At 70.9% G+C, this 25,034-nt stretch carries 21 protein-coding genes; 14 read left to right on the plus strand and 7 right to left on the minus strand.

Annotated features, from left to right (window positions below; all coding sequences use genetic code 11):
- Window positions 1-157 precede the first annotated feature (157 nt).
- Window positions 158-1,531: a M20/M25/M40 family metallo-hydrolase gene (locus tag J2S57_RS22350; RefSeq protein WP_307246169.1), complete on the plus strand. Its 1,374-nt coding sequence runs from the start codon at window positions 158-160 to the stop codon at window positions 1,529-1,531.
- Between the two features lie 42 nt (window positions 1,532-1,573).
- Here J2S57_RS22350 and J2S57_RS22355 read toward each other — a convergent pair whose 3' ends face one another.
- The gene (locus J2S57_RS22355) at window positions 1,574-1,825 is read right to left on the minus strand and encodes a DUF5703 family protein (protein WP_307246171.1); all 252 of its coding nucleotides are present in this window, start codon (window positions 1,823-1,825) and stop codon (window positions 1,574-1,576) included.
- A gap of 95 nt (window positions 1,826-1,920) precedes the next feature.
- Between J2S57_RS22355 and J2S57_RS22360 the strand changes: the two genes are divergently transcribed.
- On the plus strand, window positions 1,921-2,271 hold the full coding sequence (locus J2S57_RS22360) for a primosomal protein (protein WP_307246173.1): 351 nt from the start codon (window positions 1,921-1,923) through the stop codon (window positions 2,269-2,271).
- 542 nt (window positions 2,272-2,813) lie between these two features.
- Complete coding sequence (locus J2S57_RS22365; RefSeq protein WP_307246175.1) at window positions 2,814-5,093, plus strand: SulP family inorganic anion transporter; 2,280 nt, start codon at window positions 2,814-2,816, stop codon at window positions 5,091-5,093.
- 105 nt (window positions 5,094-5,198) lie between these two features.
- Here the strand turns inward: J2S57_RS22365 and J2S57_RS22370 are convergent, their stop codons facing one another.
- The gene (locus tag J2S57_RS22370; RefSeq protein ID WP_307246177.1) at window positions 5,199-6,134 is read right to left on the minus strand and encodes an aldo/keto reductase; all 936 of its coding nucleotides are present in this window, start codon (window positions 6,132-6,134) and stop codon (window positions 5,199-5,201) included.
- A 42-nt stretch (window positions 6,135-6,176) separates the two neighbouring features.
- Between J2S57_RS22370 and J2S57_RS22375 the strand changes: the two genes are divergently transcribed.
- From J2S57_RS22375 to mshC, 5 genes are all read left to right on the plus strand, one after another.
- Complete coding sequence (locus J2S57_RS22375) at window positions 6,177-7,022, plus strand: undecaprenyl-diphosphate phosphatase (protein ID WP_307246179.1); 846 nt, start codon at window positions 6,177-6,179, stop codon at window positions 7,020-7,022.
- 10 nt (window positions 7,023-7,032) lie between these two features.
- Window positions 7,033-7,758, plus strand: coding sequence for a histidine phosphatase family protein (locus J2S57_RS22380; protein WP_307246181.1), 726 nt, complete (start codon window positions 7,033-7,035; stop codon window positions 7,756-7,758).
- A 10-nt stretch (window positions 7,759-7,768) separates the two neighbouring features.
- Window positions 7,769-8,335, plus strand: coding sequence for a DUF3090 family protein (locus J2S57_RS22385; RefSeq protein ID WP_307246183.1), 567 nt, complete (start codon window positions 7,769-7,771; stop codon window positions 8,333-8,335).
- 35 nt (window positions 8,336-8,370) lie between these two features.
- Window positions 8,371-9,207, plus strand: a complete 837-nt coding sequence (locus tag J2S57_RS22390) for an SCO1664 family protein (protein WP_307251097.1) — start codon at window positions 8,371-8,373, stop codon at window positions 9,205-9,207.
- 76 nt (window positions 9,208-9,283) lie between these two features.
- Window positions 9,284-10,540: a cysteine--1-D-myo-inosityl 2-amino-2-deoxy-alpha-D-glucopyranoside ligase gene (mshC, locus tag J2S57_RS22395; protein ID WP_307246185.1), complete on the plus strand. Its 1,257-nt coding sequence runs from the start codon at window positions 9,284-9,286 to the stop codon at window positions 10,538-10,540.
- A 60-nt stretch (window positions 10,541-10,600) separates the two neighbouring features.
- Here mshC and J2S57_RS22400 read toward each other — a convergent pair whose 3' ends face one another.
- A complete protein-coding gene (locus tag J2S57_RS22400) occupies window positions 10,601-11,473 on the minus strand; it encodes a PAC2 family protein (RefSeq protein WP_307246187.1) in 873 nt (290 codons plus the stop codon).
- 255 nt (window positions 11,474-11,728) lie between these two features.
- On the opposite strand from J2S57_RS22400, the gene J2S57_RS22405 reads away from it, so the two are divergent.
- The 3 genes from J2S57_RS22405 to J2S57_RS22415 all read left to right on the plus strand — a co-directional run bounded on the left by J2S57_RS22405 (window position 11,729) and on the right by J2S57_RS22415 (window position 14,638).
- A complete protein-coding gene (locus tag J2S57_RS22405; protein ID WP_307246189.1) occupies window positions 11,729-12,418 on the plus strand; it encodes an HAD family hydrolase in 690 nt (229 codons plus the stop codon).
- Between the two features lie 511 nt (window positions 12,419-12,929).
- Entirely contained in the window at window positions 12,930-14,414 is a 1,485-nt protein-coding gene (locus tag J2S57_RS22410; RefSeq protein WP_307246191.1) for a ferredoxin reductase family protein, read from the plus strand.
- Between the two features lie 17 nt (window positions 14,415-14,431).
- Window positions 14,432-14,638, plus strand: a complete 207-nt coding sequence (locus tag J2S57_RS22415; RefSeq protein WP_307246193.1) for a hypothetical protein — start codon at window positions 14,432-14,434, stop codon at window positions 14,636-14,638.
- 665 nt (window positions 14,639-15,303) lie between these two features.
- Here J2S57_RS22415 and J2S57_RS22420 read toward each other — a convergent pair.
- The 3 genes from J2S57_RS22420 to J2S57_RS22430 form a co-directional block, all read right to left on the minus strand.
- The gene (locus J2S57_RS22420; protein WP_307246195.1) at window positions 15,304-17,835 is read right to left on the minus strand and encodes an ABC transporter permease; all 2,532 of its coding nucleotides are present in this window, start codon (window positions 17,833-17,835) and stop codon (window positions 15,304-15,306) included.
- Between the two features lies 1 nt (window position 17,836).
- Window positions 17,837-18,583: an ABC transporter ATP-binding protein gene (locus J2S57_RS22425; protein ID WP_307246197.1), complete on the minus strand. Its 747-nt coding sequence runs from the start codon at window positions 18,581-18,583 to the stop codon at window positions 17,837-17,839.
- Between the two features lie 357 nt (window positions 18,584-18,940).
- Complete coding sequence (locus J2S57_RS22430) at window positions 18,941-19,798, minus strand: RecB family exonuclease (protein ID WP_307246199.1); 858 nt, start codon at window positions 19,796-19,798, stop codon at window positions 18,941-18,943.
- Window positions 19,799-19,945: 147 nt separating this feature from the next.
- On the opposite strand from J2S57_RS22430, the gene J2S57_RS22435 reads away from it, so the two are divergent.
- The 3 genes from J2S57_RS22435 (at window position 19,946) to arc (ending at window position 24,300) form a co-directional block, all read left to right on the plus strand.
- Window positions 19,946-21,088, plus strand: coding sequence for a site-2 protease family protein (locus tag J2S57_RS22435; protein WP_307246202.1), 1,143 nt, complete (start codon window positions 19,946-19,948; stop codon window positions 21,086-21,088).
- Between the two features lie 134 nt (window positions 21,089-21,222).
- Entirely contained in the window at window positions 21,223-22,254 is a 1,032-nt protein-coding gene (locus tag J2S57_RS22440; protein ID WP_307246204.1) for a tRNA (adenine-N1)-methyltransferase, read from the plus strand.
- A 306-nt stretch (window positions 22,255-22,560) separates the two neighbouring features.
- Window positions 22,561-24,300, plus strand: a complete 1,740-nt coding sequence (arc, locus tag J2S57_RS22445; RefSeq protein WP_307246207.1) for a proteasome ATPase — start codon at window positions 22,561-22,563, stop codon at window positions 24,298-24,300.
- 186 nt (window positions 24,301-24,486) lie between these two features.
- Here the strand turns inward: arc and J2S57_RS22450 are convergent, their stop codons facing one another.
- On the minus strand, window positions 24,487-24,900 hold the full coding sequence (locus J2S57_RS22450; protein ID WP_307246208.1) for a DUF3054 domain-containing protein: 414 nt from the start codon (window positions 24,898-24,900) through the stop codon (window positions 24,487-24,489).
- Window positions 24,901-25,034: the final 134 nt, after the last annotated feature.

Raw genomic sequence — 25,034 nt, forward strand, 5'->3', positions numbered from 1 at the left:
GGAAAGGGATCGGACGTGGAGCCGGGCACTTGAACGGGTTCACCCCGGTGGCCCCGGGCGGTGAGGGCAGGCACCCGACTCCACCCGTCCTCGATGACAGTTCGAGAACTTTCGTGTGTACCGTGGCCGGACCACACGACTCGGGAGGTCCAACGTCATGAGAAGGCCATCGGCACCCGTTCCCGCGGGCGCGGATCCGCAGCTCGCCGGGGACCACCCTCCGGCCGCCGAGGAGGTCGTGACGATCTGCCGGGACCTGCTGCGGATGGACACCAGCAACTACGGCGACAACAGCGGCCCGGGCGAGCGCAAGGCCGCCGAGTACGTGGCCGGCCTGCTGGCCGAGGTGCAGCTCGAGCCGCAGGTGTTCGAGAGCGAGCCGGGCCGCACCAGCGTGGTCGCCCGTTTCCCGGGGTCCGACCCGAGCCGTCCCGCTCTGCTGGTGCACGGTCACCTCGACGTGGTGCCCGCGCAGAAAGACGACTGGCGCATCGACCCGTTCTCCGGCGAGATCGCCGACGACTGCCTCTGGGGCCGGGGCGCGGTCGACATGAAGGACATGGACGCGATGATCCTGGCGACGGTCCGCCAGATGCGCCGCGAGGGCCGCACGCCGCCGCGCGACATCGTGCTGGCGTTCATGGCCGACGAGGAGGCCGGCGGCGTCAAGGGCTCGAGCTGGCTCGTCGACAACCACCCGGGTCTGTTCGAGGGCGTGGACGAGGCGGTCAGCGAGGTCGGCGGGTTCTCCGTGGAGCTCCAGGGCCGGCGCACCTACCTGCTGCAGAGCGCCGAGAAGGGCATCGCCTGGGTGCGCCTGACCGCGAAGGGCCGCGCCGGGCACGGTTCCCAGGTCAACGGCGACAACGCGGTGACCCACCTGGCCGAGGCGGTGGCCCGGATCGGCGCCTACCGGTGGCCGACGGTGATCCCGGCGACCGTGCGGGCGTTCTTCGAGGGGGTGCGTGAGCAGACCGGCATCGAGCTGCTCAACGGCGAGTCCGGTGAGAGCGTCGACGTCGAGCAGCTGCGGGAGCTGTTCGGCACCACCGCCCGCTGGCTCGAGGCGACCGTGCAGAACACCGCCAACCCGACCGTGCTCGAGGCCGGGTACAAGCACAACGTCATCCCCGGCTCGGCGTCGGCGCTGATCGACTGCCGCTACCTTCCGGGCCAGAAGGACGAGCTGATGCGCACCCTGGCCGAGCTGGCGGGGGAGCACGTCACGGTCGAGGTGCTGCACGGTGACGTCGCGCTGGAGGCCGGCTTCGAGGGCGGCCTGGTGTCGGCCATGCGCCAGTCGCTGCTGGAGCTCGACCCGGGCGCCGCGGTGCTGCCGTACTGCCTCTCGGGCGGCACCGACAACAAGGCGTTCAGCCGGCTGGGCATCCGGGGCTACGGCTTCGCGCCGCTCAAGCTGCCCGCCGACCTGGACTTCGCCGGGATGTTCCACAGCGTCGACGAGCGGGTGCCGCTGGAGTCGCTGCGTTTCGGCGTGAAGACGTTCGACCGGTTCCTGCAGCTGGTGTGATCGGGGTGGGGCCCTCCCGAGGGCCCCACCCGGTTAACAGTTCTAGAACGTCCGCTCGACCCGCATGATCCGGCGCCGCAGCCAGACCCTCCGGGCACCACCGAACGAGATCTGCACCCGCGCCAGTTCCCAGCGGCCGTACTCGGCCTGCTCGGTCAGCTGCTGCCGGGCCTCTGACCTGCTGGTTCCTCGGGGCAGGGTGATGATCCGGTATTCGTAGTCGGCGGAGAACGGGGTCGCTTCGGCCTTGGTCGGCCGTACCCTGGGGGCGAGATCACGCACGTTGTCGCTCAAGGCAGCTCTCTTCGTCGGTATTCCTTCGGGTCGGCTCGCAGTTCCCTGCCGGTGCCACGTCCCTCCATGTCATCACGAACCGATACGGTCATGCCATGACGACGGAGCCCCGAGCTGCTCTTGACCGCCTGATTGCTGCTCTCGAGGCACATCTCGAAGCAGCGTCCGCGCGATCGGGCGAGGCCGACCCATCGGTGGTGGCGGCCTACCAGACCCTGGCCGACGCCTTCGAGTCCTACGACGAGTCGCTCTACGACGCGTTCGACGAGGTGACTCCGTTCGTTCTCTACGACGACGCGGAGGACGCCCTCGCCGGTGAGGACGACGACGACCTCGACGACGACGACCTCGAGGACTTCGACGACGAGGACGACGAGGACGACGACGAAGAAGAGGACGAGGCGGAAGAGGACGACGGCGCCCCGGAACCGGCCCGCCGCCCCTGAAGGCTCCCGTTCGCGGTGCCGGTCGGGCTCACGCCGGGCCGGCACTTCGTGCTGCCCGGATTCCGGGGCCGATGGCGGACGTCGCGGTGCCCGGGTGGTTCCCTCGCCTTTTCGGTGGGTCTTTTCGAGAGAACAAAAAACACAAGACTTCAATTACTAAACAGTAGTTCGTTGTGGTCACTTTTCAACGTGTGAATATTCGCCCGGGTTCCCGTTCTTCTGGCATCCGGGGGAATGAGCGGCCCTCCGGTCGCCCCCGGCAAAACTTTCTGGGTAATCTCTAAAACATTCCCCGGCAGCGTCTTTGGTGATCAATTCGATCGGGCGGCCCGGTGTCCGGCGGCATTCGCGGACTTTCCGGATTGACCTTCGGGTGGATCGCCCGCACTCTGTTCACTGTCAGTCCCACCCGGCTTCTCTGGGTCATCACCGTTCCGACTACGTTGTCGTTCCGCTGAAGACCGCCGGCTGGACACCCGGGCACGGACGCCCGAACACCCATGCACCTCCCCGACGCCGCCGAACGACGCCAGGAGAGATCCATGAGCGAGGAGTCCACGTCCCCCGTCATTCCGCAACAGCGTGACGGAGACCGTAAAAGCACTGCCGCACAGCCCCATTGGCGGGCCGACATCGAGGCGTCCCTGGTCGTCTTCCTGGTCGCGCTCCCGCTGAGCCTGGGTATCGCCGTCGCCTCGGGAGCTCCCGTGGTGGCCGGCATCATCGCCGCCGTCGTCGGTGGCATCGTCACCGGTCTCATCGGTGGCGCCCCTCTGCAGGTCACCGGCCCCGCGGCCGGTCTCACCGCGGTCGTGGCCGGTCTGGTGGCCGAGCACGGCTGGCGGGTCACCTGCCTGATCACCGTGATGGCCGGGGTCGTGCAGATCGGCTTCGGCCTGACCCGGGTGGCCCGGGCCGCGCTGGCCATCTCACCCGCGGTCGTGCACGGCATGCTCGCCGGCATCGGCCTGACCATCGTCGTCGGCCAGCTGCACGTGCTGCTCGGCGCCGACTCGCCGAGCTCGGCGCTGGAGAGCATGACCCAGCTGCCCGGGCAGGTTCTCGAGCTGCACACGGTCAGCGCCCTGCTGGGTCTGGGCACGATCGCCCTGACCCTGCTCTGGCCCCGGGTCACGCCGTATCTCGGCCCCCTGCGCACGGTTCCGGCGCCGCTGGCCTCCGTCACCCTGATGACGCTCGCCTCGCTGACGTTCACCGTCGAGCGGGTCGACCTGCCGGGCAACCTGCTCTCGGCGGTGCATCTGCCGGAACTCCCTCAGGCGGCGTGGGGCTCGGTCCTGGTCGGGGTGCTCACCGTGGCGCTCGTGGCCAGCGTCGAGACCCTGCTCTCGTCGGTCGCCGTGGACAAGATGCACGGCGGCAGACGCGCCGACCTCGACCGTGAGCTCATCGGTCAGGGCTCGGCGAACATCCTGTCCGGCCTGGCCGGTGGCCTGCCGGTGACCGGGGTGATCGTCCGCAGCGCCACCAACGTGCGCGCCGGGGCGAAGACGAAGTGGTCGGCGGTGCTGCACGCGGTCTGGGTCGCGGTCTTCTCCGTCGCGCTGGTCTCGGTGGTCATGCAGATCCCGCTGTCGGTGCTGGCCGGCCTGCTCGTCACGATCGGTGTCGGTCTGGTCAACCTGGGGCACCTGCGCAGTGCCCACCGGCACGGCGAGGCCGCCGTCTGGGTGGCCACGCTCGCCGGCGTGCTGCTGCTGAACCTGCTCGAGGGCGTGGTGCTCGGGCTGGTGGTGGCCCTCGGGTTCGCCGCCCGCCGCACGATCCTGGCCAAGGTGCAGGTCATCCCGCCCGCCGACGGGCCCGGCTCCGGGCCCTGGCGGGTCGTGCTGGCCGGCACCGTGACCTTCATGTCGGTGCCGTCGCTGGCCCGCAAGCTGGGGGCCGTGCCCGAGGGGGCCGCGGTCAACCTCGACCTGGAGGCCGACTACCTCGACCAGGCCGCGAGCGAGCACCTGCTCGACTGGGTCGAGGAACACCGCCGGGGCGAGGGCACGGTCAACGTGCGCGAGCAGGGCGCGCCGGTGCTGAGCGAACTGGCCGCGGGCGGAAAACCGTCCCGGGGCCGCCGGATCGACGACTCCCTGCCCGCCTCGGCGGCGCCGTGGGACCACGGCATGGTGGAGATCTCGTCGAACGGCACGGTGAAGGGCCTGGCGCACGGCCCGGCGAACCGTGGTCACCGCGGTCACCGGATGCGGGTGCTCGACGGGGTGGGCACGTTCCACGACCGGCTGGCCCCGAAGATGCGGGGGGTGCTGAGTGCCCTGCGTGAGAAGCAGGCACCCTGCACGCTTTTCATCACCTGCGCCGACTCCCGGGTGGTGCCGAACCTGATCACCGACTCCGGGCCCGGCGACCTCTTCACCGTGCGCAACGTCGGCAACCTGGTGCCGGTGCGGCCGTCCGACCCGGGCGACTCCACGCTGGCCGCCGTCGAGTACGCGGTGGGGGTGCTGGGCGTGACCACGATCGCGGTCTGCGGCCATTCCGGCTGCGGGGCGATGCGGGCGCTGCTCGAGCCGAATCAGGATGCCCGGGGCGCTCTTCCGGGCTGGCTGAGCAACGCCGAGGACTCGCTGCACCGCTTCCGGGCGCAGGGTGGGCCCGACGACGCCGACCGGCTCGCCGAGGTCAACGTCGTCACCCAGCTCGCCCACCTGATGGAGCACCCCTTGGTGCGGGCGCGCGTCGACGAGGGGGCACTCGAGCTGGTCGGGATGGTCTTCGACATCGGTGACGCGCGGGTGCGCGTGCTGCAGCCCGAGAGTGGGGAGTTCAGCCTGCCCGCCGGGGTCTGATCCACTGCCTGAGGCGACCCGGCCGCGATCGGCGACCGGGTCGTCCTCAAGCGGTGAAAGCCGGCTGCGGGCCGCCGGAAGCCCGCTGACAGCAACGAGAAGCCGCTACAGCGCGGCCAGTGAGACCTCTTCGAGCACCCCGTGGATCTCGGCCGGCAGCTCGACGTCCTCACTGCCGAGCGCCTGGCGAAGCTGCCCCACCGTGCGGGCCCCGAGCAGCACCGAGCTCAGGCCCGGCCGGTCCCGCACCCAGGCCAGCGCGACCTCCATCGGGTTGAACCCCAGCCCGTCGGCGGCGGCGATCACGGCGTCGGTGATGCGGCGCGAGGGGCGGTCCAGGTAGGGCTCCACGAACTGGGCCAGGTGCACCGACGCGGCCCGGGAGTCGGCCGGGGTGCCGTGCCGGTACTTGCCGGTGAGCACACCCCGGCCCAGCGGCGACCAGCCGATCACCCCCAGGCCGAGATGCTCGGCGGCGGGCACCAGTTCGTTCTCGGCCTGGCGCTGCACCAGCGAGTACTCGGTGTGCACCGCGGCGGGCCGGGAGAACGAGGCGCTGGTCGAGAACAGCGCCGCCTGCCACGCCGCCACGTTGGCGATACCCACGTACCGGGCCCGCCCCGACCGCACCGCCATCTCCAGCGCCGAGAGCGTCTCCTCCAGCGGCACCGCCGAGCTCCAGCCCGGAGCGGTCCACAGGTCGACGTGGTCGGTGCCCAGCCGGGCCAGCGAGGCGTCGAGCGCGGCCAGCAGCGAGCGCCGCGACAGGTCGGGCCCCTGCCGGTGCAGCGGCACCACGGCCTTGGCCGAGATCACGAGTTGGTCACGGACGCCCAGGGTCTCGAGCAGTTTGCCGAGCGTCTCCTCGCAGGCCCCGGCGCCGTACCGGCTGCCGGCGTCGACGAGCGTTCCACCGGTGTCGACGAAGGCTTTGAGCTGGCTGGCGGCCTCGTCCTGGTCGGTCTCCCGGCCCCAGGTCATCGTGCCCAGTCCCAGCCGGGAGACACGCAGACCGGTGTGGCCCACGTATCGGTACTCCATAGCGTGTCAACCTAGCGCGCGCGGCCTGACAAAGTACGCTCCATGAGCTCCGTCGGATATCTCGATGCCATCATCCTGGGCGTGGTCGAAGGCCTCACCGAGTTCCTCCCGGTGTCCAGCACCGGCCACTTGACCGTGGCCGAGGGTCTGCTCGGCCTGAAGATCGACGACCCGGCGGTCACGTCGTTCACGGCGATCATCCAGTTCGGCGCCATCGTGGCGACCTTCCTGTACTTCCGCGCCGACTTCCTGCGCCTGGCCCTGGCCTGGATCCGGGGGATCGGCCCGAGCGTCGGCCGGCACCACGCGCCCGACCCCGACTACCGCTTCGCCTGGCTGGTCATCCTCGGCTCGACCCCGATCGTGCTGGTCGCCCTGGCCGCGAAGGACCTGGTCGACGGCCCGCTGCGCAACCTCTGGGTGGTCGCCGGGTCGCTGGTGGCCTGGAGCGCGGTGATCTGGTGGGCCGAGCGCAACCCCCGGCAGAAATACGGTGAGACCGAGCTCGGGGTCAAGGAGGTGCTGATCATCGGCCTGATGCAGTGCGTCGCCCTGGTGCCCGGCGTCTCCCGCTCCGGCGCCACGATCTCGGCCGGCCTGATGGTCGGCGCCACCCGCGTCGCCGCGACCCGCCTGTCGTTCTTCCTGGCCGTGCCCGCCCTGACCGGTGCCGGCGTCTACTCGCTGAAGGACGTGAACACCGAGGTCGTGGGCTGGGGCCCGATGGCGGTCGGCACGTTCGTGTCGTTCCTGGTGGCCTACGCCGCCATCGCCTGGCTGCTGAAACTGGTGGCCGCGCACTCGATCGCGGTGTTCAACCCGTACCGGATCGTGGTCGGCCTGGCGATCATGGGCCTGCTGGGAACCGGCGTGCTGTCGGCCACGTAGGCTCTACCCCGTGCCCACAGTCCTCCTGGTCCGTCACGGCCGCACCGCCGCCAACGCGAGCGGGGTGCTGGCCGGCTGGACCCCCGGCGTCGGCCTCGACGAGACCGGGCAGAGCCAGGCGAAGACCCTGGCCGCCCGGCTCGAGAAGGTCCCGGTCCGGTTCGCCGTCGCCAGCCCGCTGCAGCGCTGCCAGGAGACCGCCACGGCGCTCCTCGCCGGCCGCGACGAGCAGCTCACCACCGACGACCGCCTCGGCGAGTGCCACTACGGCGACTGGACCGGTCGTCCGCTCAAGGAACTGGCCAAGGAGAAGCTCTGGCCGGTGGTGCAGGCGCACCCCTCGGCCGTCACCTTCCCCGGCGGCGAGTCGATGCCCGACATGCAGCACCGGGCCGTCGCCGCCGTCCGCGAGTACGACGCCCGGGTCGCCGCCGAGTTCGGCGACCACGCGGTCTGGATGGCCGTCTCGCACGGCGACGTGATCAAGGCCATCCTGGCCGACGCCCTGGGCATGCACCTCGACCAGTTCCAGCGCCTGGTCGTCGACCCCTGCTCGGTCTCGGTGGTGCGTTTCACCACGTTGCGGCCGTTCGCGGTGCGGGTCAACGACTCGGGCACCGACCTGTCGGCGCTGGTGCCGGTTCCCCCCGCCAAGGGCGACGAGCCGGTGAACTCCTCCGACGCGGTGGTCGGCGGAAGCACGGGCGGTGCGGCAGCCACGTCCGGAACGTCATAGGCTCCACGTCATGCCGCGCCAGGTGTACGAGTACGAGTCACCGGACCGGTTCGTCGCGGGGACGACGGGCCAGCCCGGATCACGCACCTTCTTCCTCCAGGTCCGGGCCGGTAACCGGCTGACCACCGTGCAGCTCGAGAAGCAGCAGGTCTCGGTGCTGGCCGAACGGGTCGACGAGCTGCTCGACGAGGTGCTGCGACGCACCCAGGGCAGCGCCACCGTGCCCGCGCTCGCGCCCAGCCGCACCGAGGACACAGCGCCCCTCGACACTCCCATCGAGGAGGAGTTCCGCGTCGGCACCATGAGTCTCGCCTGGGACGGCGAGCTCGAGCGGGTCGTCATCGAGTGCTTCGAGCAGGGCGAGAACGCGGTCGAGGACGAGGACGAGCTGCCCGACACCGACGAGGAGGCCGAGGGAGCCGTGCTGCGGGTCTCCCTGGCCGGAGCCGCCGCCCGGGCCTTCGCCAAGCGGGCGCTCGCGGTGGTCGGGGCCGGTCGCCCGCCCTGCCCGTTCTGCACGTTCCCGCTGGATCCGGACGGGCACATCTGCCCGCGGGCGAACGGGTACCGGCGCTGACCGCCTCACTGGAAGAGCCCGAGCTGCTCGAACTCCTGGCCGAGGGCGAACTCGACGTCCAGGGCCGGATCACGGGTGCGAGCAATGCCACGCTCTACGTCTCGGTGACGCTCGAGGGTGTCGCCACCGGCGCCGTCTACAAGCCGATCTCGGGCGAGAAGCCGCTCTGGGACTTCCCGACCGCCACCCTCGGCCTGCGGGAGACCGCCAGCTACGAGCTCTCGGCGCACAGCGGCCTGAACGTGGTGCCGCCCACCGTGCTGCGGGAGGGGCCCTTCGGGCCGGGCAGCGTGCAGTTGTGGCTCAACGCGCCCACGGAAGACGCCCCGGAGCCCGGCATCGGTCTGGGAGGCATGCCGCTCGCCGCCGAGCCGGTCCTGGGCGAGCCCGGCGCCGGAGTGGTCGACGTGGTCGCCCCCGGGGCTCTGCGGCCCGGATGGCTGCGCGTCCTGGAGGCCGAGGACTCCTACGGCGACCCGATCGTGCTCGCGCACGCCGACGACGAGGGCCTGCGCCGCATCGCCCTGTTCGACGCCGTGGCCAACAACACCGACCGCAAGGGCGGGCACATCCTGCGGGCGGCGAACGGGCGCATCTTCGGCGTCGACCACGGTCTCACCTTCAACCTCGACGACAAGCTCCGCACGGTGCTGTGGGGCTGGGCCGGCGAACGCCTCACCGAGGCCGAGACCGGGCTCCTGGAGCGGCTCGTCGAGGAGCTGACCGGCGGTGAGCTGCGAGGTGTCCTGGCCGATCTGCTCGACGACGACGAGATCGACCGCACGGCCCGCCGGGCCGCCCAGCTGCTGCGTCGTCGCCGTTTCCCCAAGCCGCCCGGGGACTGGCACGCCATTCCCTGGCCGCCCTTCTGAGGCGTCCCTGATTATTCCCAAAACCCGCCCGGCACCTGCACGGACATCACTCCGGGACGTCGGTTAGGCTCCGGGCGTGATCCCCTGGCCTTCTCCTGCTGTTCCCCGGCTGCCCGGTACTGGTGCCCCGGTCCGCCTCTTCGACTCCGCCGAGCGCGCCCTGGTGACCACCCGGCCGGACGGCGAGGCCCGCATGTACGTCTGCGGGATCACCCCGTACGACGCCACGCACATCGGCCACGCGTCCACCTACGTCGCCTTCGACCTGCTGCACCGGGCCTGGCTCGACGCCGGCCACGAGGTCTTCTACGTGCAGAACGTCACCGACGTCGACGACCCGCTGCTCGAGCGGGCGAACGCCACGGGTGACGACTGGCGGGCGCTGGCCGACCGCGAGACCGAGCGCTTCAAGGACGACATGATCGCGCTCGGCGTGATCGCCCCGCGCGTGTTCATGACCGCCGTGGAGTCGGTGCCGCTGGTCGTCGAGGCGGTGCAGAACCTGGTCAAGGCGGGCAAGGCCTACCTGGTGCCCACGCCCGACGCGCGCAGCGCCGGTGCGCAGGACGTGTACTTCGACGTGAGCAGCGACCCGGACTTCGGCCGCGTGGCGCAGCTGTCGCCCGACGAGGCGCGGGGGGTCTTCGCCGAGCGCGGGGGAGACCCCGACCGTCCGGGCAAGCGCAACGAGCTCGACCCCCTGCTGTGGCGCGTGGCCCGCGAGGGTGAGCCGTCGTGGGAGGGCGAGAGCCTGGGCGCGGGTCGTCCGGGCTGGCACATCGAGTGCGCCTCGATCGCGCTGGAGCACCTCGGCATGGGCTTCGACGTGCAGGGCGGTGGTGACGACCTGCTGTTCCCGCACCACGAGATGAGTGCCTCGCACGGCCAGGTCATCACCGGCGACAAGCCGTTCGCGCAGCACTACGCCCACGCCGGCATGGTGCGGCTCGACGGCGAGAAGATGAGCAAGTCGCGCGGCAACCTGGTGTTCGTCTCGAAGTTGCGCGCCTCGGGCGTCGACCCGCAGGTGATCCGCCTGGCCATCCTGGCGCACCACTACCGCACCAGCTGGGACTGGACCGACGAGAACCTGGCGGCGGCGCAGACGCGTCTCGACCGCTGGAAAGACGCTCTGTCCCGTCAGGAGGGGCCCGACCCGGAGCCGGTGCTGGCCGCCGTGCGCGCCGCCGTCGGTACCGATCTCGACGCGCCGGCCGCTCTGGCCGCGGTCGATGCCTGGGTGGACGCGGTGCTCACCTCGGGCGGTCCGGTCGAGGGGGCGCCGGGTGTGGTGGCCCGCACCATCGATGCGCTGCTGGGCGTCCGTTTCTGAGAAGAGGACGCGCGAACGGGCGGACGCCTCCACTCACCTGAGTGGAGGCGTCCGTCCGTCTCACAGCATTCCGGGTTTACCGCCGTCGTCGTCCTTGCCCCGTCGCCGCAGGTACCGCTCGAACTCCTTGGCGATGGCCTCACCGCTGGCCTCGGGCAGGTCGGCCGTGTCCTTGGCCTGCTCGAGCTGGCGCACGTACTCGCCGATCTCGGTGTCCTCCTCGGCCAGCTCGTCCACACCGCGTTCCCAGGCCCGCGCGTCCTCCGGCAGCTCACCCAGCGGCACCGTGACGTCGAGAACGTCTTCGATGCGGCGCAGCAGCGCCAGGGTGGCCTTGGGCGACGGCGACTGGCCCACGTAGTGCGGGACGGCCGCCCACAGCGACAGGCTGGGCAGCCCGGCCTTGGTCGCCGCGTCCTGCAGCACCCCGACGATCCCGGTCGGGCCCTCGTAGCGCGACGGCTCCACCGACAGCTTGTCGAGCAGCCGCTCGTCGTCACTGGTGGTGGTCACCGGGATCGGGCGGGTGTGCGGCACGTCGGCGAGCAATGCGCCCAGCGTGATCATGGTGCCGACCTTGAGATCGTCCGCGTACTGCAGGAGCTCGGCGATGAACCGGCGCCAGCGCATCGACGGCTCGATGCCCCGCACGATCACGATGTCGCGGCTGCCGCCGGGGGGACGGGCCCAGTAGACCCGGGTGGTGGGCCAGGTGATGGTGCGGTGGCCGTCGTCGTCCGTGCCCACGCTCGGCCGGTTGACCTGGAAGTCGTGGTACTCCTCGGGGTCGAGTTCACCGACGTTCTCGGCCCCCCAGACCCGCTCCAGGTGCGCCACGGCTCCGCTGGCGGCCTCGCCGGCATCGTTCCAGCCCTCGAAGGCAGCCACCATCACGGGGTCCCGCAGGGGCGGCACTCCCGACAGATCCGTCACGCCTTCTCCTCGCTCACATCATGGTCCTCGGTGTCGTCGGGCGGTGTCGCCACCGCCCCTCGGCTGCCCAGCCTACGGGCGGGGCGGCCCCGGGTGACCCCGACGCTCTAGACTCCTTGAAGAGAGCTTCCGCCCGGGTCATTCCGGATCTTCCCCGGTGACGACGGTGAGTGACCGCTCCGGGCGCAGCGTGCGGCGACGGTGCCCCGCGCGGCCGCCAGTCCGTCCAGCCGTCGAACGTGAGGCCAAACGTCCGTGACCGCCCCCCTTGCATCGTCCACCCTCCTCGCCGAGGGCCTGCCGGCCGCCGTCCTCTGGGACATGGACGGCACCCTCGTCGACACCGAGCCGTACTGGATGGCCGAGGAGCACCTGCTGGTCTCCGAGTTCGGCGGGGAGTGGAACGACGAGCACGCGCACAACCTGATCGGCAACGCGCTGATCGACTCGGCGCACTACATCCAGAAGCACGGCGGGGTCACCCTCCCGGCCGACGAGATCATCGCGCGGCTCACCGCCGGGGTGGTCGGGCGCATCGCGGTCGAGGTGCCGTGGCGCCCGGGTGCGCGTGAGCTGCTGTTCGAGCTGCACGAGCTGGGGGTGCCGTGCGCGCTCGTCACCATGTCCTACCGTGAGATGGCCGAGGCGATCGTCGGCACGCTGCCCGGCGAGTTCTTCCGCTTCCTGGTCACCGGTGACGAGGTGGAGCACGGCAAGCCGCACGCCGAGCCGTACCTCAAGGGCGCGGCCCTGCTGGGGCTCGAGCCCGCGCAGTGTGTCGCCATCGAAGACAGCCTCACCGGGGTCGCCTCGGCCGAGGCCGCCGGGGTGCCGCTGCTGGCCGTCGAGCACCTGGTGCCGGTGCCCGAGCGCGAGACCCGCACGGTCACGCGCAGCCTCGAGGGCTGGACCGCGAAAGACTTGGGGCGCCTCGTCTCTCGCTGATCTCCCACCGCTCAGGGGACGGGCTCCGATCATCTGATGGTCGGAGCCCGTTCCTGGTTCCCTTCCGGGCCGGTTTTCCGCTTTTGGCCGGTGTTCACAGATTTGACGTCAGCTCAACAAGGCCCAGGAACGTGGGCCCTGACGCGCTTTCCGGCCAGGCGGACACCCTCCGAACACGAGGGTGACGTTCTCGGTGACCACCGCGCGTCCCTCGGGGTCATCCGCCCTGATCGACGCCTGTCGAGCGGGGCGCCCGTTGCCCGGGGCCAGGTTGCGATCGTGTTTCGCTTGCCTAAGCGATGCCTCATTTCGCTTGATAGGGACATGCTGTGACAGCACAAATGCGTCCTGCGTAGGACTTATGACCTTGACGGACGCGTGAGAAGTCTTTAGGCGAGCGGGCAGGAATCTGTGGCGCATCATGCCGACACCCCAACGCCACCCCCGGCCGGTCTGGGTCCCCCCGTCCTCACCCGACCCGGTCGTCCGTGAACTCTCCTCTCCTGCTCCCGTGCCCGTCAGTGCCGACGACGTGCTCACCCAGGAGATGCCGCTCGTGCAGCGGCGTTCCGTCCGATCCCACAGCACGGTGCGCCGGGCCCGCCCGCCGGCTGCGGCCCGGCGCCGGTCGCGTCTCACCACGGAGCCCCGCCCGCTCGTGGGTGGCCGCGCCCGGGTGCGCTTCTCCCGCCTGGCCTGGGCCGCGGCCGTGCCGCTGGTGATCGTGCTGCCGCTGCTGCTCAGCTCGTCGGCCGGCTACACCGGTGACTTCGTGCTCGAGATGTCGCTGGCCACGGGCCTTCTCGCGGCGTCGTTCCTGGTGATCGTGACCGTGTCGATCAGCCGCAGCCGCTCGCTGACCAAGGCGTTCGGCATCGAGCAGCTGATCGTCTCGCACCGCTGGTTCGGGATCCTGACCATGGTGATGGTGCTCGTGCACACCGCTCTGGTCATCCTCGACGACCCGGGGGAGAACCTCGCCCTCGTCACCTGGGTGCACGCGCCGCCCCGCGCGCGCAACGCCACCGTCTCCACGCTGGCGATCGTGGCCATCTGCCTGTTCGCGATGTTCCGCCGCAAACTCAGGTGGCCGTACGAGGTCTGGCGCTGGATCCACATCACGCTGGCGGTGCTCGCCCTGGTCACCGCCGGGTTCCACGTCTACCTGCTGAACCACCTGATCCGGAACCCGGTGATGCGGGCCTGGTTCGTCGGCATCGCCGCCGTGGTGCTGATGACGCTGACCCGGCGCTGGATCGTGCGGCCCCTGCTGCACCACGACCGGCGTTACGTGGTGCAGCAGGTCGTTCAGGAGTCGCCCGTCGTCAGCACGCTGGTGCTGGCGCCGCGCCACAACTGGCAGCCCGGACTGCGTTTCCTGCCGGGCCAGTTCGCCTGGATCCGCTTCGACAGCTTCCGCCGGCCCTGGGAGGAGCACCCGTTCACCATCGCCTCCAGTGCCGACCGGCCGCGCGAGATCGAGTTCACGATCCGGCACGTCGGCGACTTCACCCGGGGCGTGGGACGGCTGCGGGTAGGGGCCGTGGTGCGTCTCGACGGACCCTACGGCGACTTCACCGTGGACATCCGCCAGAAGCGTCCGCTGCTCCTGATCGCCGGAGGCGTCGGGGTCACGCCGATGATGAGCATCCTGCGAACCCTGGCCCACCGCGACGACTTCCGGCCCGCCGTGCTCATCATGGCCGCCCGCCACGAACGCGACCTGCTGTTCCGTGCCGAGCTCCGCGAACTGTCGGCGCACCTGCCGCTGCGGGTGATCGAGGTGCTGTCGGCGCCGCCCGAGCACTGGACCGGCCAGCGCGGACGCGTCGACGCCGGCGTGCTCCACACCGCACTGCCCTCACGCCGTGAACGCACCGAGACCGACGTCTACATCTGTGGTTCCCCGCCGATGGTGGGCGGCGCGCTCGCCGGGCTGCGGCGTCTGCGGGTGCCGGCCCACCTGATCCACACCGAGCAGTTCGACATGATCTGAGTCAGGAGACCGTCTTCATGCAACGCCGATCCTCGTCCCCGTTCCTCCGTCTCACCGTCGCGTTCGCCATCGCCGTCGCGCTGATCACCACGACGATGCGGGCCGAACCCGGCCGGCTCTCGAACCCGCTGGAGCTCATCGGTTTTCACCACGACACCGGCTGCCAGGCCCTGGTGGTCGAAGCCCCGGACCCAACCGCGTCCGGAACCGACCCAGGCCATTGAGGCGGCCGCCGACTTGACCGAGGGGCGCCCGCCTCGAGCGGTGCCCCGCCTCGAGCGGTCCCCCGATCCAAGCGGTCCCCCGCCTCGAGCGGTGCCCCGATCCAAGCGGTCCCCCGATCCAAGCAGTCCCCCGCCTCGAGCGGTGCCGCGATTCAAGCAGCGCCCCGATTCAAGGAGTGCCGCGATTCAAAAGGCGCCCCGGCCGGCGCGCCTCGACCGAAGCGGGCGCGCTGCCCACGTGGTGCCCTGACCCGAGCCAGGCGCTCACACCCGTGGAGCCCGACCAGTTCGGCGGCCTTGTTCGCAGATGACGGAGGCGGCGCCTCTCTCTGGTGGGAGCAGCGACACCCCCTATGCCGAAAAGGTATAACGGGTGTTGCTGCTCCCCGGCGCAAGGTGCCTCATCCGGTGCCGAGAACGAGATCGCCGGAGGTGGGGCGGTCAGCCGTGCACCGCCCCACCCCCGGCTCAGTCCGCCGGAGAAGCCCCTGCTCACCGACCAGCGCCGCTCACCGACCAGCGCCGCTCACCGACCAGGGCCGCTCACCGACCAGCGCCGCCCGCCGTGAGGTTTCGGACTGCCAATAGGTCCAGACTGCCGTCAGGTTCGGACTGCCGACAGCTTCGGCCCGCCAGCCCGCCAGTCCGCCGGCCAGCCCGCAGGATCAGTCGGCGGTGATGGCCCTCAGCACGTCCAGGCGCACCGCGCGCCAGGCGGGCAGGATGGCCGCGATCATCCCGGCCACGGCCGACGAGACCAGCACGATGAACAGCGTCATCCACGGGATGGAGAGGATCTCCAGCCCCTGCGACACCAGTGCCCGCTGCAACACGAGCCCGAGCACCAGGCCCAGAGCCATGCCCAGCACCGCCCCGAACACCGCCGTGCTGACCGATTCCGCGCTGATCATCCGCCGCAGCTGACGCCGGCTCATGCCGACCGCCCGTAGCAGGCCGATCTCCCGGGTGCGCTCGAAGACCGACAGAGCCAGCGTGTTGATGATGCCGAGCACGGCGATCAGCACGCTCAGGGCCAGCAGCGCGTAGATCAGGTAGAGCAGCTGGTTGATCTGCGCCGCCTGGGCCTCCGCGAACTCCTCGCCGTTCTGCACCGAGACCACCAGGAACGGCTCGACGGTCTTCTCGAGTGCGGAGCGCAGCTGGGCCGTGTCCGAGCCGTCGGACTTCACGTAGAGCAGGAAGTCGCCCTGCTGGGCCGGGGGAACGGTCTCGGCGTACAGGTCTAGCGGGATCATGATCTTCGGGTTGTTCAGCGCCTGCGAGTCCTCGAAGATCCCTCCCACCGTGAGCACCTGGCCGCTCTTGGCGCCGATCTCGGCCGGCGGCAGCCGGTCCCCGACCTTCCAGCCCTCCTCGTCGGCCGCGGTCTGGCTGATCACCGCGTCACCGGAGTCGATCGACTCCAGCGACCCGGCGTTCACCGTGACCCGGACGTTCTCCTTGATGGCCCGGGGATCCACCGCGAGCGCGAACGCCGCCTGCCCGTCGATGCGCATCGGCGCCGAGCGGATCGGGGCCACCGAGGTGACGCCCGGCATTCCGGCCACCTCGTCGGCGACCGTGGTCGGGATGACGCTCGCGCCACCGGTGCTCAGCACGTAGTCGGCGGTGAGCTCGCTGTCGACGATCTCGGACACGCTGGCGTTGGCCGACGAGGCGAACACCCCGACGCTCGACATCAGCGCCAGGCCGATCATCAGCGCGCTGGCCGTGGTGGCCGTGCGCCGCGGGTTGCGCAGCGCGTTCTCGCGGGCCAGCCGGCCGACGGTGCCGTAGATCCGGGTGTAGGGCGCCGCGACCAGGCGCACCACCGGGCGGGTCAGCCAGGGGGCGGCCACCAGCAGGCCGAGGAGCAGCAGCGCCGCGCCCAGCCCGATGAGCGGCCAGTTCGGGTCGTCACCGAGCGAGCTGGGCGTGATGGCGGCGGCCCCGAGGATCACCAGGACCAGCCCGATGATGCCGCGGCGCAGCACCCCACCGGGCGGGGGCTGGGTGTCGTCGCGCAGGGCGGCGATCGGGGCGACCCGGGCCGCCCGCAGGGCCGGCATGACCGCCGAGGCCATCGTGACCACGAGCCCGACCAGCAGGCTGATCAGCACCGTGGTCGGGGTGACGGGCAGGCCGCCGGTGATCTCCAGGCCGACGGTCTCGACCAGAGCCTGCAGACCGGCCGCCAGCAGCACCCCCAGGCCCAGACCGATCGCCGAGCCGACCAGGCCGAGGATCGCGGCCTCGCCGAGCACCACCCGCAGCACCTGACCGCGCGAGGCCCCCACCGCACGCAGCAGCGCCAGCTCCCGGGTGCGCTGGGCCACCAGCATCGAGAACGTGTTGGCGATGATGAACGCGCCGACGAACACCGCGATCGAGGCGAAGATCAGCAGGAACGTGGTGATGAAGCCGATGCCCGACGCGACAGCGTCTTTCGACTCCTCGTAGAGCTGCTCTCCGGTGATGACCTCGGTGCCGGAGGGCACGACCGCCTGCACCCGGTCGCGCAGCTCCTGCTCGCCGACCCCGCTGTCGGCGCCCAGGGTGAACGACGGCACCTGGCCGTCGGGGGCCCAGGTGTCGATGGCGGTCTGCTCGTCGAGCAGCACCAGGGTGGCGCCGGCCAGGCCGGAGCCGAAGTCGAAGGCGCCGGTGATCGTCACGTCCTGCGGGTCGTTCTGGATGAGCGCCCGGGTGGTGTCGCCGACCTTGAGATCGGCCAGCTCGAGCGTGGTCGACTCGACGATCACCTCGCCCTTCTTCTGCGGTGCGCGCCCCTGCGTGAGGTCGACCACCGGATCGTCGGGGGAGTAGCCGAAGCCGAGGTTGGGCGCACCGCCGTTGCGGGCGGCGGTGCCGTTCCTGCCGACCAGGATCGCCGTGCCGTTCATGTCGGGGGCGACCCGGGCCACGCCGTCGACGGCCTCGAGTTTCTCGCGCAGCGAGAGCGGCAGCGGCTCACGCTGTTTCGAGCCGTCGAACGAGGTGGTGTCGAGCTGCTGCCCGCGCACCTGAACGTCGGTGCCGGCGGTGGTCTGCTCGACGATGCCGTCGAACGTGCGGTTGATGCTGCCGCTCAGCACCAGCGTGCCGGCGACGAGCGCCACCCCCAGGCAGACCGCGAGTGCCGTGAGCGCGAAACGCAGCCGGTGGGTGAAGATTCCCTTGACGGTGACCTTGAACATGTCAGCTGCGCCGTCCGGTCGCGTCGAAACCGCGCATGCGCTCGAGCACCTTGTCGGCCGTCGGGTCGACCATCTCGTCGACGATCGAGCCGTCGGCCAGGAACAGCACGCGGTCGGCGTACCCGGCGGCGACCGGGTCGTGCGTGACGATGACGATGGACTGCCCGAACTCGCGCACCGAGTTCTGCAGGAACGACAGGATCTCGGCGCTGGCCCGGGAGTCGAGGTTGCCGGTCGGCTCGTCGGCGAACACGATGGCCGGGCGGCTGACCAGGGCCCGGGCGCAGGCCACGCGCTGCTGCTGACCGCCGGACAGCTCGGTGGGCCGGTGGCCGAGCCGGTCGCGCAGCCCGACGGTGTCGACCACGGTGTCGAACCAGGCCTGGTCGACCTTGCGCCCCGCGATGTCGAGCGGGAGCGTGATGTTCTCCCTGGCCGTCAGCGTCGGCACCAGGTTGAACGACTGGAAGATGAAGCCCAGGCGGTCGCGCCGCAGCTGGGTGAGCGCCTTGTCCTTCAACCCGCGCACCTGCACGCCGTCGATCTCGACGTCACCGCCGGTGGGCTTGTCGAGGGCGGCCATGCAGTGCATGAGCGTGGACTTGCCCGAACCGGAAGGGCCCATGATGGCGGTCATCTCGCCCCGCCCGAAGTCGACGCTCACCCCGCGCAGGGCCGCCACCTGGGCCTCGCCCTGACCGTAGATCTTCTGCAGATCAATCGCTCTCGCGATCGCTTCGGTTCCCACCCTGAACTCCCCTGAGTTTCGTCTTCGGAACTGCGCGGGGACGGTCGTGTCCCCCCACCTGAGACCACCTGAGATCACCTGGAACATCCGGCGCGACGGTGAGCCGGAGCACCGGCCCGGACGGCTTTCCGAGGTGCCGCGTCCGGGTCCGGACCCATTACGCCCGAGGTGTCTGCCCCCACACCTCGGGTGCCTCCCTGATACTGACCCCGATCTTGCTCGATCCGGAGCCAGGGGTGGTGCACCGCCCGCTGGTCATCTTGCCGTCCGGGCGGTCGGCCGAGCCGCGACCGGGCCGTGCGCGTGCACGTAGTGCCACGTGAGTAACGAGCCGCGGGACGCGGCGTCAGATACGGCTCATGCGGGCTCCACGAGGACGGGCCCGGCCGGCGGCACGCCCGGTGAGGCCCGGGTCAGCAACCGCTCGAGCGCGTCGGCCGGCACCGGCGGCGCGGTGCCGCCCTGGGCCGGGCAGATCGCCCGGTGGTCGCACCAGGAGCACAGGCGGCCGGGGGACGGGCGCCAGTCGCCGGTGCGGGCGGCCAGGGTGATGGCCTCCCACAGCGCCTTCACCTTGCGCTCGACCGCGAGCAGGTCGGCCGCGTCGGGCTCGTAGCGCAGGATCTCGCCGTCGCCCAGGTAGACCAGCTGCAGCATGGTGGGCAGCACGTCGCGCGAGCGCCACAGCACCAGCGCGTAGAACTTCATCTGGAACAGCGCCCCGGCCTCGAACGCCTCGGACGGCGCCCGCCCGGTCTTGTAGTCGACCACCCGGAGCCGCCCGTCGGCGGCCACGTCGAGCCGGTCGACGTAACCGCGCAGCACTAGCCCGTCGTCGAGCGTGGTCTCGACGTACAGCTCGCGGTCGGCCGGCTCGAGCCGGTTCGGGTCTTCGAGGGCGAACCAGCGCTCGATCAGCCGCTCCGCCGAGACCAGCCACTTCTCCAGCCCCTCGCCCGAGGCGAACAGCTCCGCCGCCTCCGCGCGCTCCTGCTTGACCTGCTCCCAGGTCGGCCGCAGCAGCTCGAGCGCCGCCTGCGGGGTGCGCTCCCCGGCGGGCCGGTCGAACAGCTTCTCGAGCACGGCGTGCACCAGCGTGCCGCGCACCGCGGCCGGGCTCGGCGCCTCGGGCAGCCGGTCGATCACGCGGAAGCGGAACAGCAGCGGGCACTGCATGAAGTCGGAGGCCCGGGACGGGCTGAGCGCTGCTGCCATACCGAAAACCCTAGACGCGGGGTCCGACAGTTCTGGGGAAGCCCGGAATGTCCGCCCGACACGGTGATCGACCTGCCTTAACATCCTGCACGTGACCAACCCCGGGCCAGGCGGACAGATCTCCCGCCGCACGAGCGGCCGGGCCCGATGAGCCAGGGCGAGCAGAGCACCGAGCAGAGCGGCGAGCAGAGCACCGAGTCCGGCATCCGCCTGGGCCGCGTCGGCCCGGTACCGGTGTACCTGCGTCCCTCGTGGTTCCTCATCGCCGTCGCGATGACCCTGCTGTTCGCGCCCACCGTGCGCGCCTGGGTCGACGTCACCGGCGCCGGGGTCTACCTGATCAGCTTCGTCTTCGCCCTGATCCTGCTGCTGTCGGTGTTCGTGCACGAGGCCGCCCACGCCGTCGCCGCCGCGGCCACCGGCACCCCGGCCACCGCGATCGTCCTCGACCTGTGGGGCGGGCACACCGCGTTCGACACCCCCTCGCCGCAGCCCTGGCGCGCCGTGGTGGTGGCCGTCGTGGGCCCGCTGTCCAACGTCCTGATCGCGTTCACCGCGCACCAGTTCGTCGACGCCGCCCCGCACGGCAGCGTGGCGCGCCTGCTGCTGGCCGCGACCGCCACCTCCAACCTGGTGGTCGCCGTCTTCAACGCGCTGCCGGGTCTGCCGCTCGACGGCGGCCGGGTGCTCGAGGGCATCGTCTGGCGCATCAGCGGCGACCGCCTGACCGCGGCCGTCTTCGCCGGGCACGCCGGGCGGGTGGTGGCGGTCGGCACCCTGGTCTACGCCGGCTTCGCCGTCCTGACCGGTGAGCACAGGCCCGCCAGCGCGTTCTGGCTGGTGCTGGTCGGCGTGCTGCTGTGGCGTGCCGCCGGGCAGGCGGTCGAGGTGGCGCGCTGGAACATCCGCGCCGACGCCGTGCTGGTCGACGACCTGCTCCAGCCCGCCGTGTCCGTGCCCTCCAACGCCACCGTGGCCGGCGCCCTGATGTCCGCCGCCGGCGCCGGGGCCACCGCCGTGGTGGTCCTCGACGTCTACGGCCGGCCCTCCGCCATCGTCGACGAGCGCGCCGCCGCCGGGGTGCCCGCCGCCCGCGCCGAGGAGGTCCGGGCCGGCACCGTCGCCGAGGCCCTGCCCGCCGGGGCCGTGCTCAGCACCGGGCTGGCCGGGCAGTCCCTGATCCAGGCGCTGCAGGACGTGCCGACCGCCCGTTACGCCGTGCTGGGCGACGACGACGCCGTGATCGGGGTCCTCGACTGGGAGGACGTGGCCCGCTTCGTGGCCCCCTGAGAACAAAACCGCGACCCGGCAGCGACAGCCGCACCGACGCGTCCAAAAGCACCTGAGCCCTGAGAAGCCCGAGCAGGCCCGGAAGCACCGACCCCGCGCGACCCACCCCCGCGCCGCCCATAGACTCGCTCCTCATGACCGAAGCACCCCCCGCCCCCACCGGCGCCGATCACCGCCGGGGCCCGTTCCGGGCCGGTGACCGGGTGCAGCTCACCGACCCCAAGGGCCGGCTGCACACGATCACCCTCGACCCGGGCAAGCAGTTCCACACCCACCGCGGGTTCTTCCGCCACGAGGAGCTGATCGGCGAGCCCGACGGCTCGGTCGTGCGCAACACCGCCGGCGTCGAGTACCTGGCGCTGCGCCCGCTGCTCGCCGACTACGTGCTGTCGATGCCGCGCGGTGCCGCCGTGGTCTACCCGAAAGACTCGGGCCAGATCGTGCAGATGGCCGACATCTTCCCCGGCGCCCGGGTGATCGAGGCCGGCGTGGGGTCCGGTGCCCTCACGATGTCCCTGCTCAGGGCCGTGGGCGACACCGGCCTGGTGCACTCCTACGAGCGCCGCGAAGACTTCGCCGACATCGCCCGGGCCAACATCGAGACGTTCTTCGGCGGTCCGCACCCGGCCTGGCAGATCACCGTGGGTGACGTCGCCACCGACGTGGTGGAGACCGACGCCGACCGTTTCGTGCTCGACCTGCTGGCGCCCTGGGACTGCCTCGAGGCGGTGGCCAAGGCGCTCGTGCCCGGCGGCGTGCTGATCTGCTACGTGGCCACCGCCACCCAGCTGTCCCGCACCGCCGAGGCGCTCAAGGCCGACGGCCGCTTCACCGAGCCCACGGCCTGGGAGTCGATGGTGCGCGGCTGGCACCTCGAGGGTCTGGCCGTGCGCCCGCAGCACCGCATGGTGGGCCACACCGGCTTCCTGCTGACCACCCGGCGGATGGCCGACGGCCTCACCGCCCCCGCCCGCCGTCGCCGCCCCGCGAAGGCCGCCTCGGAGAACGAGGCGGGCGTGGCCGAGGCCTGGAGCGAGTGGACGGCCGAGGACCTCGGCGAGCGCGCGGTGTCCGACAAGAAGGTCCGCAAGGTGCGGCGTGACGTCACCGCGACCCGGGAGAACCCCGAGGAAGAGACCGCCCCAGGTTTCGATCCCGCTAATTGATGCCCGTCTGCTCTGGCTTTTTCGCGTCCGGCGGGTAATGGTTCTGAGCCAACGGGATGCCTGGCATGGGCCGAACGGTGGAGAGATCTCGGTCACGTTGCTTGTTCAGCTACGAACAGTCAAGTGACCATGGGTTCACCCAAGGTGACGCCATACGTGCCAGGATGACTGCTTTCCCGGCTGACGACGGAGTCACCGGGCGCGAGATTTCATCTCGTGGATGGATTTACGTCGTCGGGTCGTTGGACGCGATGACGAGCAAAGGTCGGCAGCGTCGACCTTGCGCCGGACGGGAGGGTTACCGCCATGACCGACCACAGCAGCGGGTACGGCCTTGACGAGGCCGCGCTACGGCGCGAGATCGTTCGCCTCCAGCAGGAGGTCGAGCGACTCTCGGCGGCGCGGATTCCAGGGGCGGCGGGCGACGAGATCGACCGTCTCCGGGCCCAGGTCAATCAGCTCGGGTCCCAGAACGAGCGCCTCGCGGGCACCCTCCGCGACGCGCGTGAGCAGATCGTCCAGCTCAAGGCCGAGGTGGACCGGCTGGCGCAGCCGCCCAACACCTTCGCGGTCTTCCTCGCGCCGGCCGAGGACGGAACGGTCGAGGTCATCAGCTCCGGCCGCAAGATGCGGGTGTCGGTGAGCCCCTCGATCGAGGTCGAGGAGCTGCGGGCGGGCCAGGAGGTCATGCTCAACGAGGCCTTCAACGTGGTCGCGGCCCGGCAGTTCGAGAAGACCGGCGAGATCGTCATCCTCAAGGAGATCCTCGACGACGGCGAGCGCGCCCTGGTGGTCGCGCACGCCGACGAGGAACGCGTCGTGCACCTGGCCGGGGAGCTGCGCGACGGCACCGTCAAGCTGAAGATCGGCGACGCGCTGACGATGGACCCGCGGGCGGGTTTCGCGTTCGAGCGGGTGCCGCGCGCCGAGGTCGAGGAGCTCGTCCTCGAAGAGGTCCCGGACATCGACTACTCCGACATCGGTGGCCTGGGGCCGCAGATCGCCAACATCCGCGACGCCGTGGAGCTGCCGTTCCTGCACCCCGAGCTGTACCGCGAGCACGGCCTGAAGGCCCCCAAGGGCGTGCTGCTCTACGGTCCTCCCGGCTGCGGCAAGACGCTGATCGCCAAGGCGGTGGCGCGCTCGCTGGCCAAGAAGGCGGCCGAGGCGCGGGGCCTGAAGGACTCCAAGAGCTACTTCCTCAACGTCAAGGGCCCGGAGCTGCTCAACAAGTACGTCGGTGAGACCGAGCGGCACATCCGGCTGATCTTCAGCCGGGCCCGCGAGAAGGCCTCCGAGGGCACGCCCGTGGTGGTGTTCTTCGACGAGATGGAGTCACTCTTCCGCACCCGTGGCTCGGGTGTCTCCAGTGACGTCGAGACCACCATCGTGCCGCAGCTGCTCAGTGAGATCGACGGTGTCGAGCGGCTCGAGAACGTCATCGTGATCGGTGCCTCCAACCGGGAGGACATGATCGACCCGGCCATCCTGCGGCCCGGCCGGCTCGACGTGAAGATCAAGGTGCAGAGGCCCGACGCCGAGGGCGCCAAGGACATCTTCACCAAGTACCTGACCGAGGATCTCCCGCTGCACCCCGACGACCTCGACGCCAACGGCGGCTCGCGCAGCGGCACGGTCGACGCGATGATCCAGCGCACGGTCGAGCGGATGTACGCCGAGACCGAGGAGAACCAGTTCCTGGAGGTCACCTACGCCAACGGTGACAAGGAGATCCTCTACTTCAAGGACTTCAACTCCGGCGCGGTGATCCAGAACATCGTCGACCGGGCCAAGAAGGGCGCGATCAAGAACTTCCTGGACTTCGGTCAGCGGGGCATCCGGCTGCAGCACCTGCTGGACGCCTGCGTCGACGAGTTCAAGGAGTCCGAAGACCTGCCCAACACCACCAACCCCGACGACTGGGCGCGGATCTCGGGCAAGAAGGGTGAGCGGATCGTCTACATCCGCACGATCATCCAGGGCAAGCAGGGCACCGAGCCGGGCCGTTCGATCGACACGGTGGCCAACACCGGGCAGTACCTGTAAGCGGTTCCGGTCGGCTCCCGTTCGCGGGGGCCGACCGGTCTCGTTCTTCCGGATGAAGGACGACGTGGTCGCCGGCCGCGGTCCGGAAGGCGTCCGGGGGTGGCTGGGTTCTGCTGGTCGCCGGCCGTCGATGAGGCCCTGGGTGCCTGGTCACGGTGGACGTGCCGGTCATGTCGGGCGGTCGGGTCACCGTACGGCGACAGGGCCTTTCGAGGCCGCGCGCAGGGCGGCGAACCGGGCGGCGATGCGCCAGCCGGCGGTGGTGACGGCCAGGAACACGGTGGCGACGACCACGAACGAGACCGGGGTGCCGTCGTTCTGCACCGCGCTGCGCAGGATCATGCCGATGAGAAGGGTTTTCACCAGCACCATGGCGCAGCCGGACAGGCTCGCCGGGGCCAGCCGGAACGCGACCACCCCGACGTAGCCACCGGCCACGCCGAGCCAGAACGGCCAGCCGGTGGTGAGCAGCCCCGCGAGGGTGATGCCCTCCTCGTGGGAGTTGCGGCCGACGGCGACGAAGACCAGCACGCAGACCACGTCGGCGAGGGCGGCGACGCCCAGGGCACGACCGTCCAGGCGGGTGGGGGATGAGCTCATGACCGACAATCCTTCCGGGGTGCCCGGCGCGGTTCCGCGGGGGTGCCAGCGTAGCCACCGAGCCGGGTTCGACCGGGCCGAACCGGCCACCTCGTCCGAGGCGTCACGGAGGGCGTCACGGAGGGCGTCACGGA

Origin of the sequence: Kineosporia succinea (assembly GCF_030811555.1) — a bacterium.
GTDB lineage: Bacteria > Actinomycetota > Actinomycetes > Actinomycetales > Kineosporiaceae > Kineosporia > Kineosporia succinea.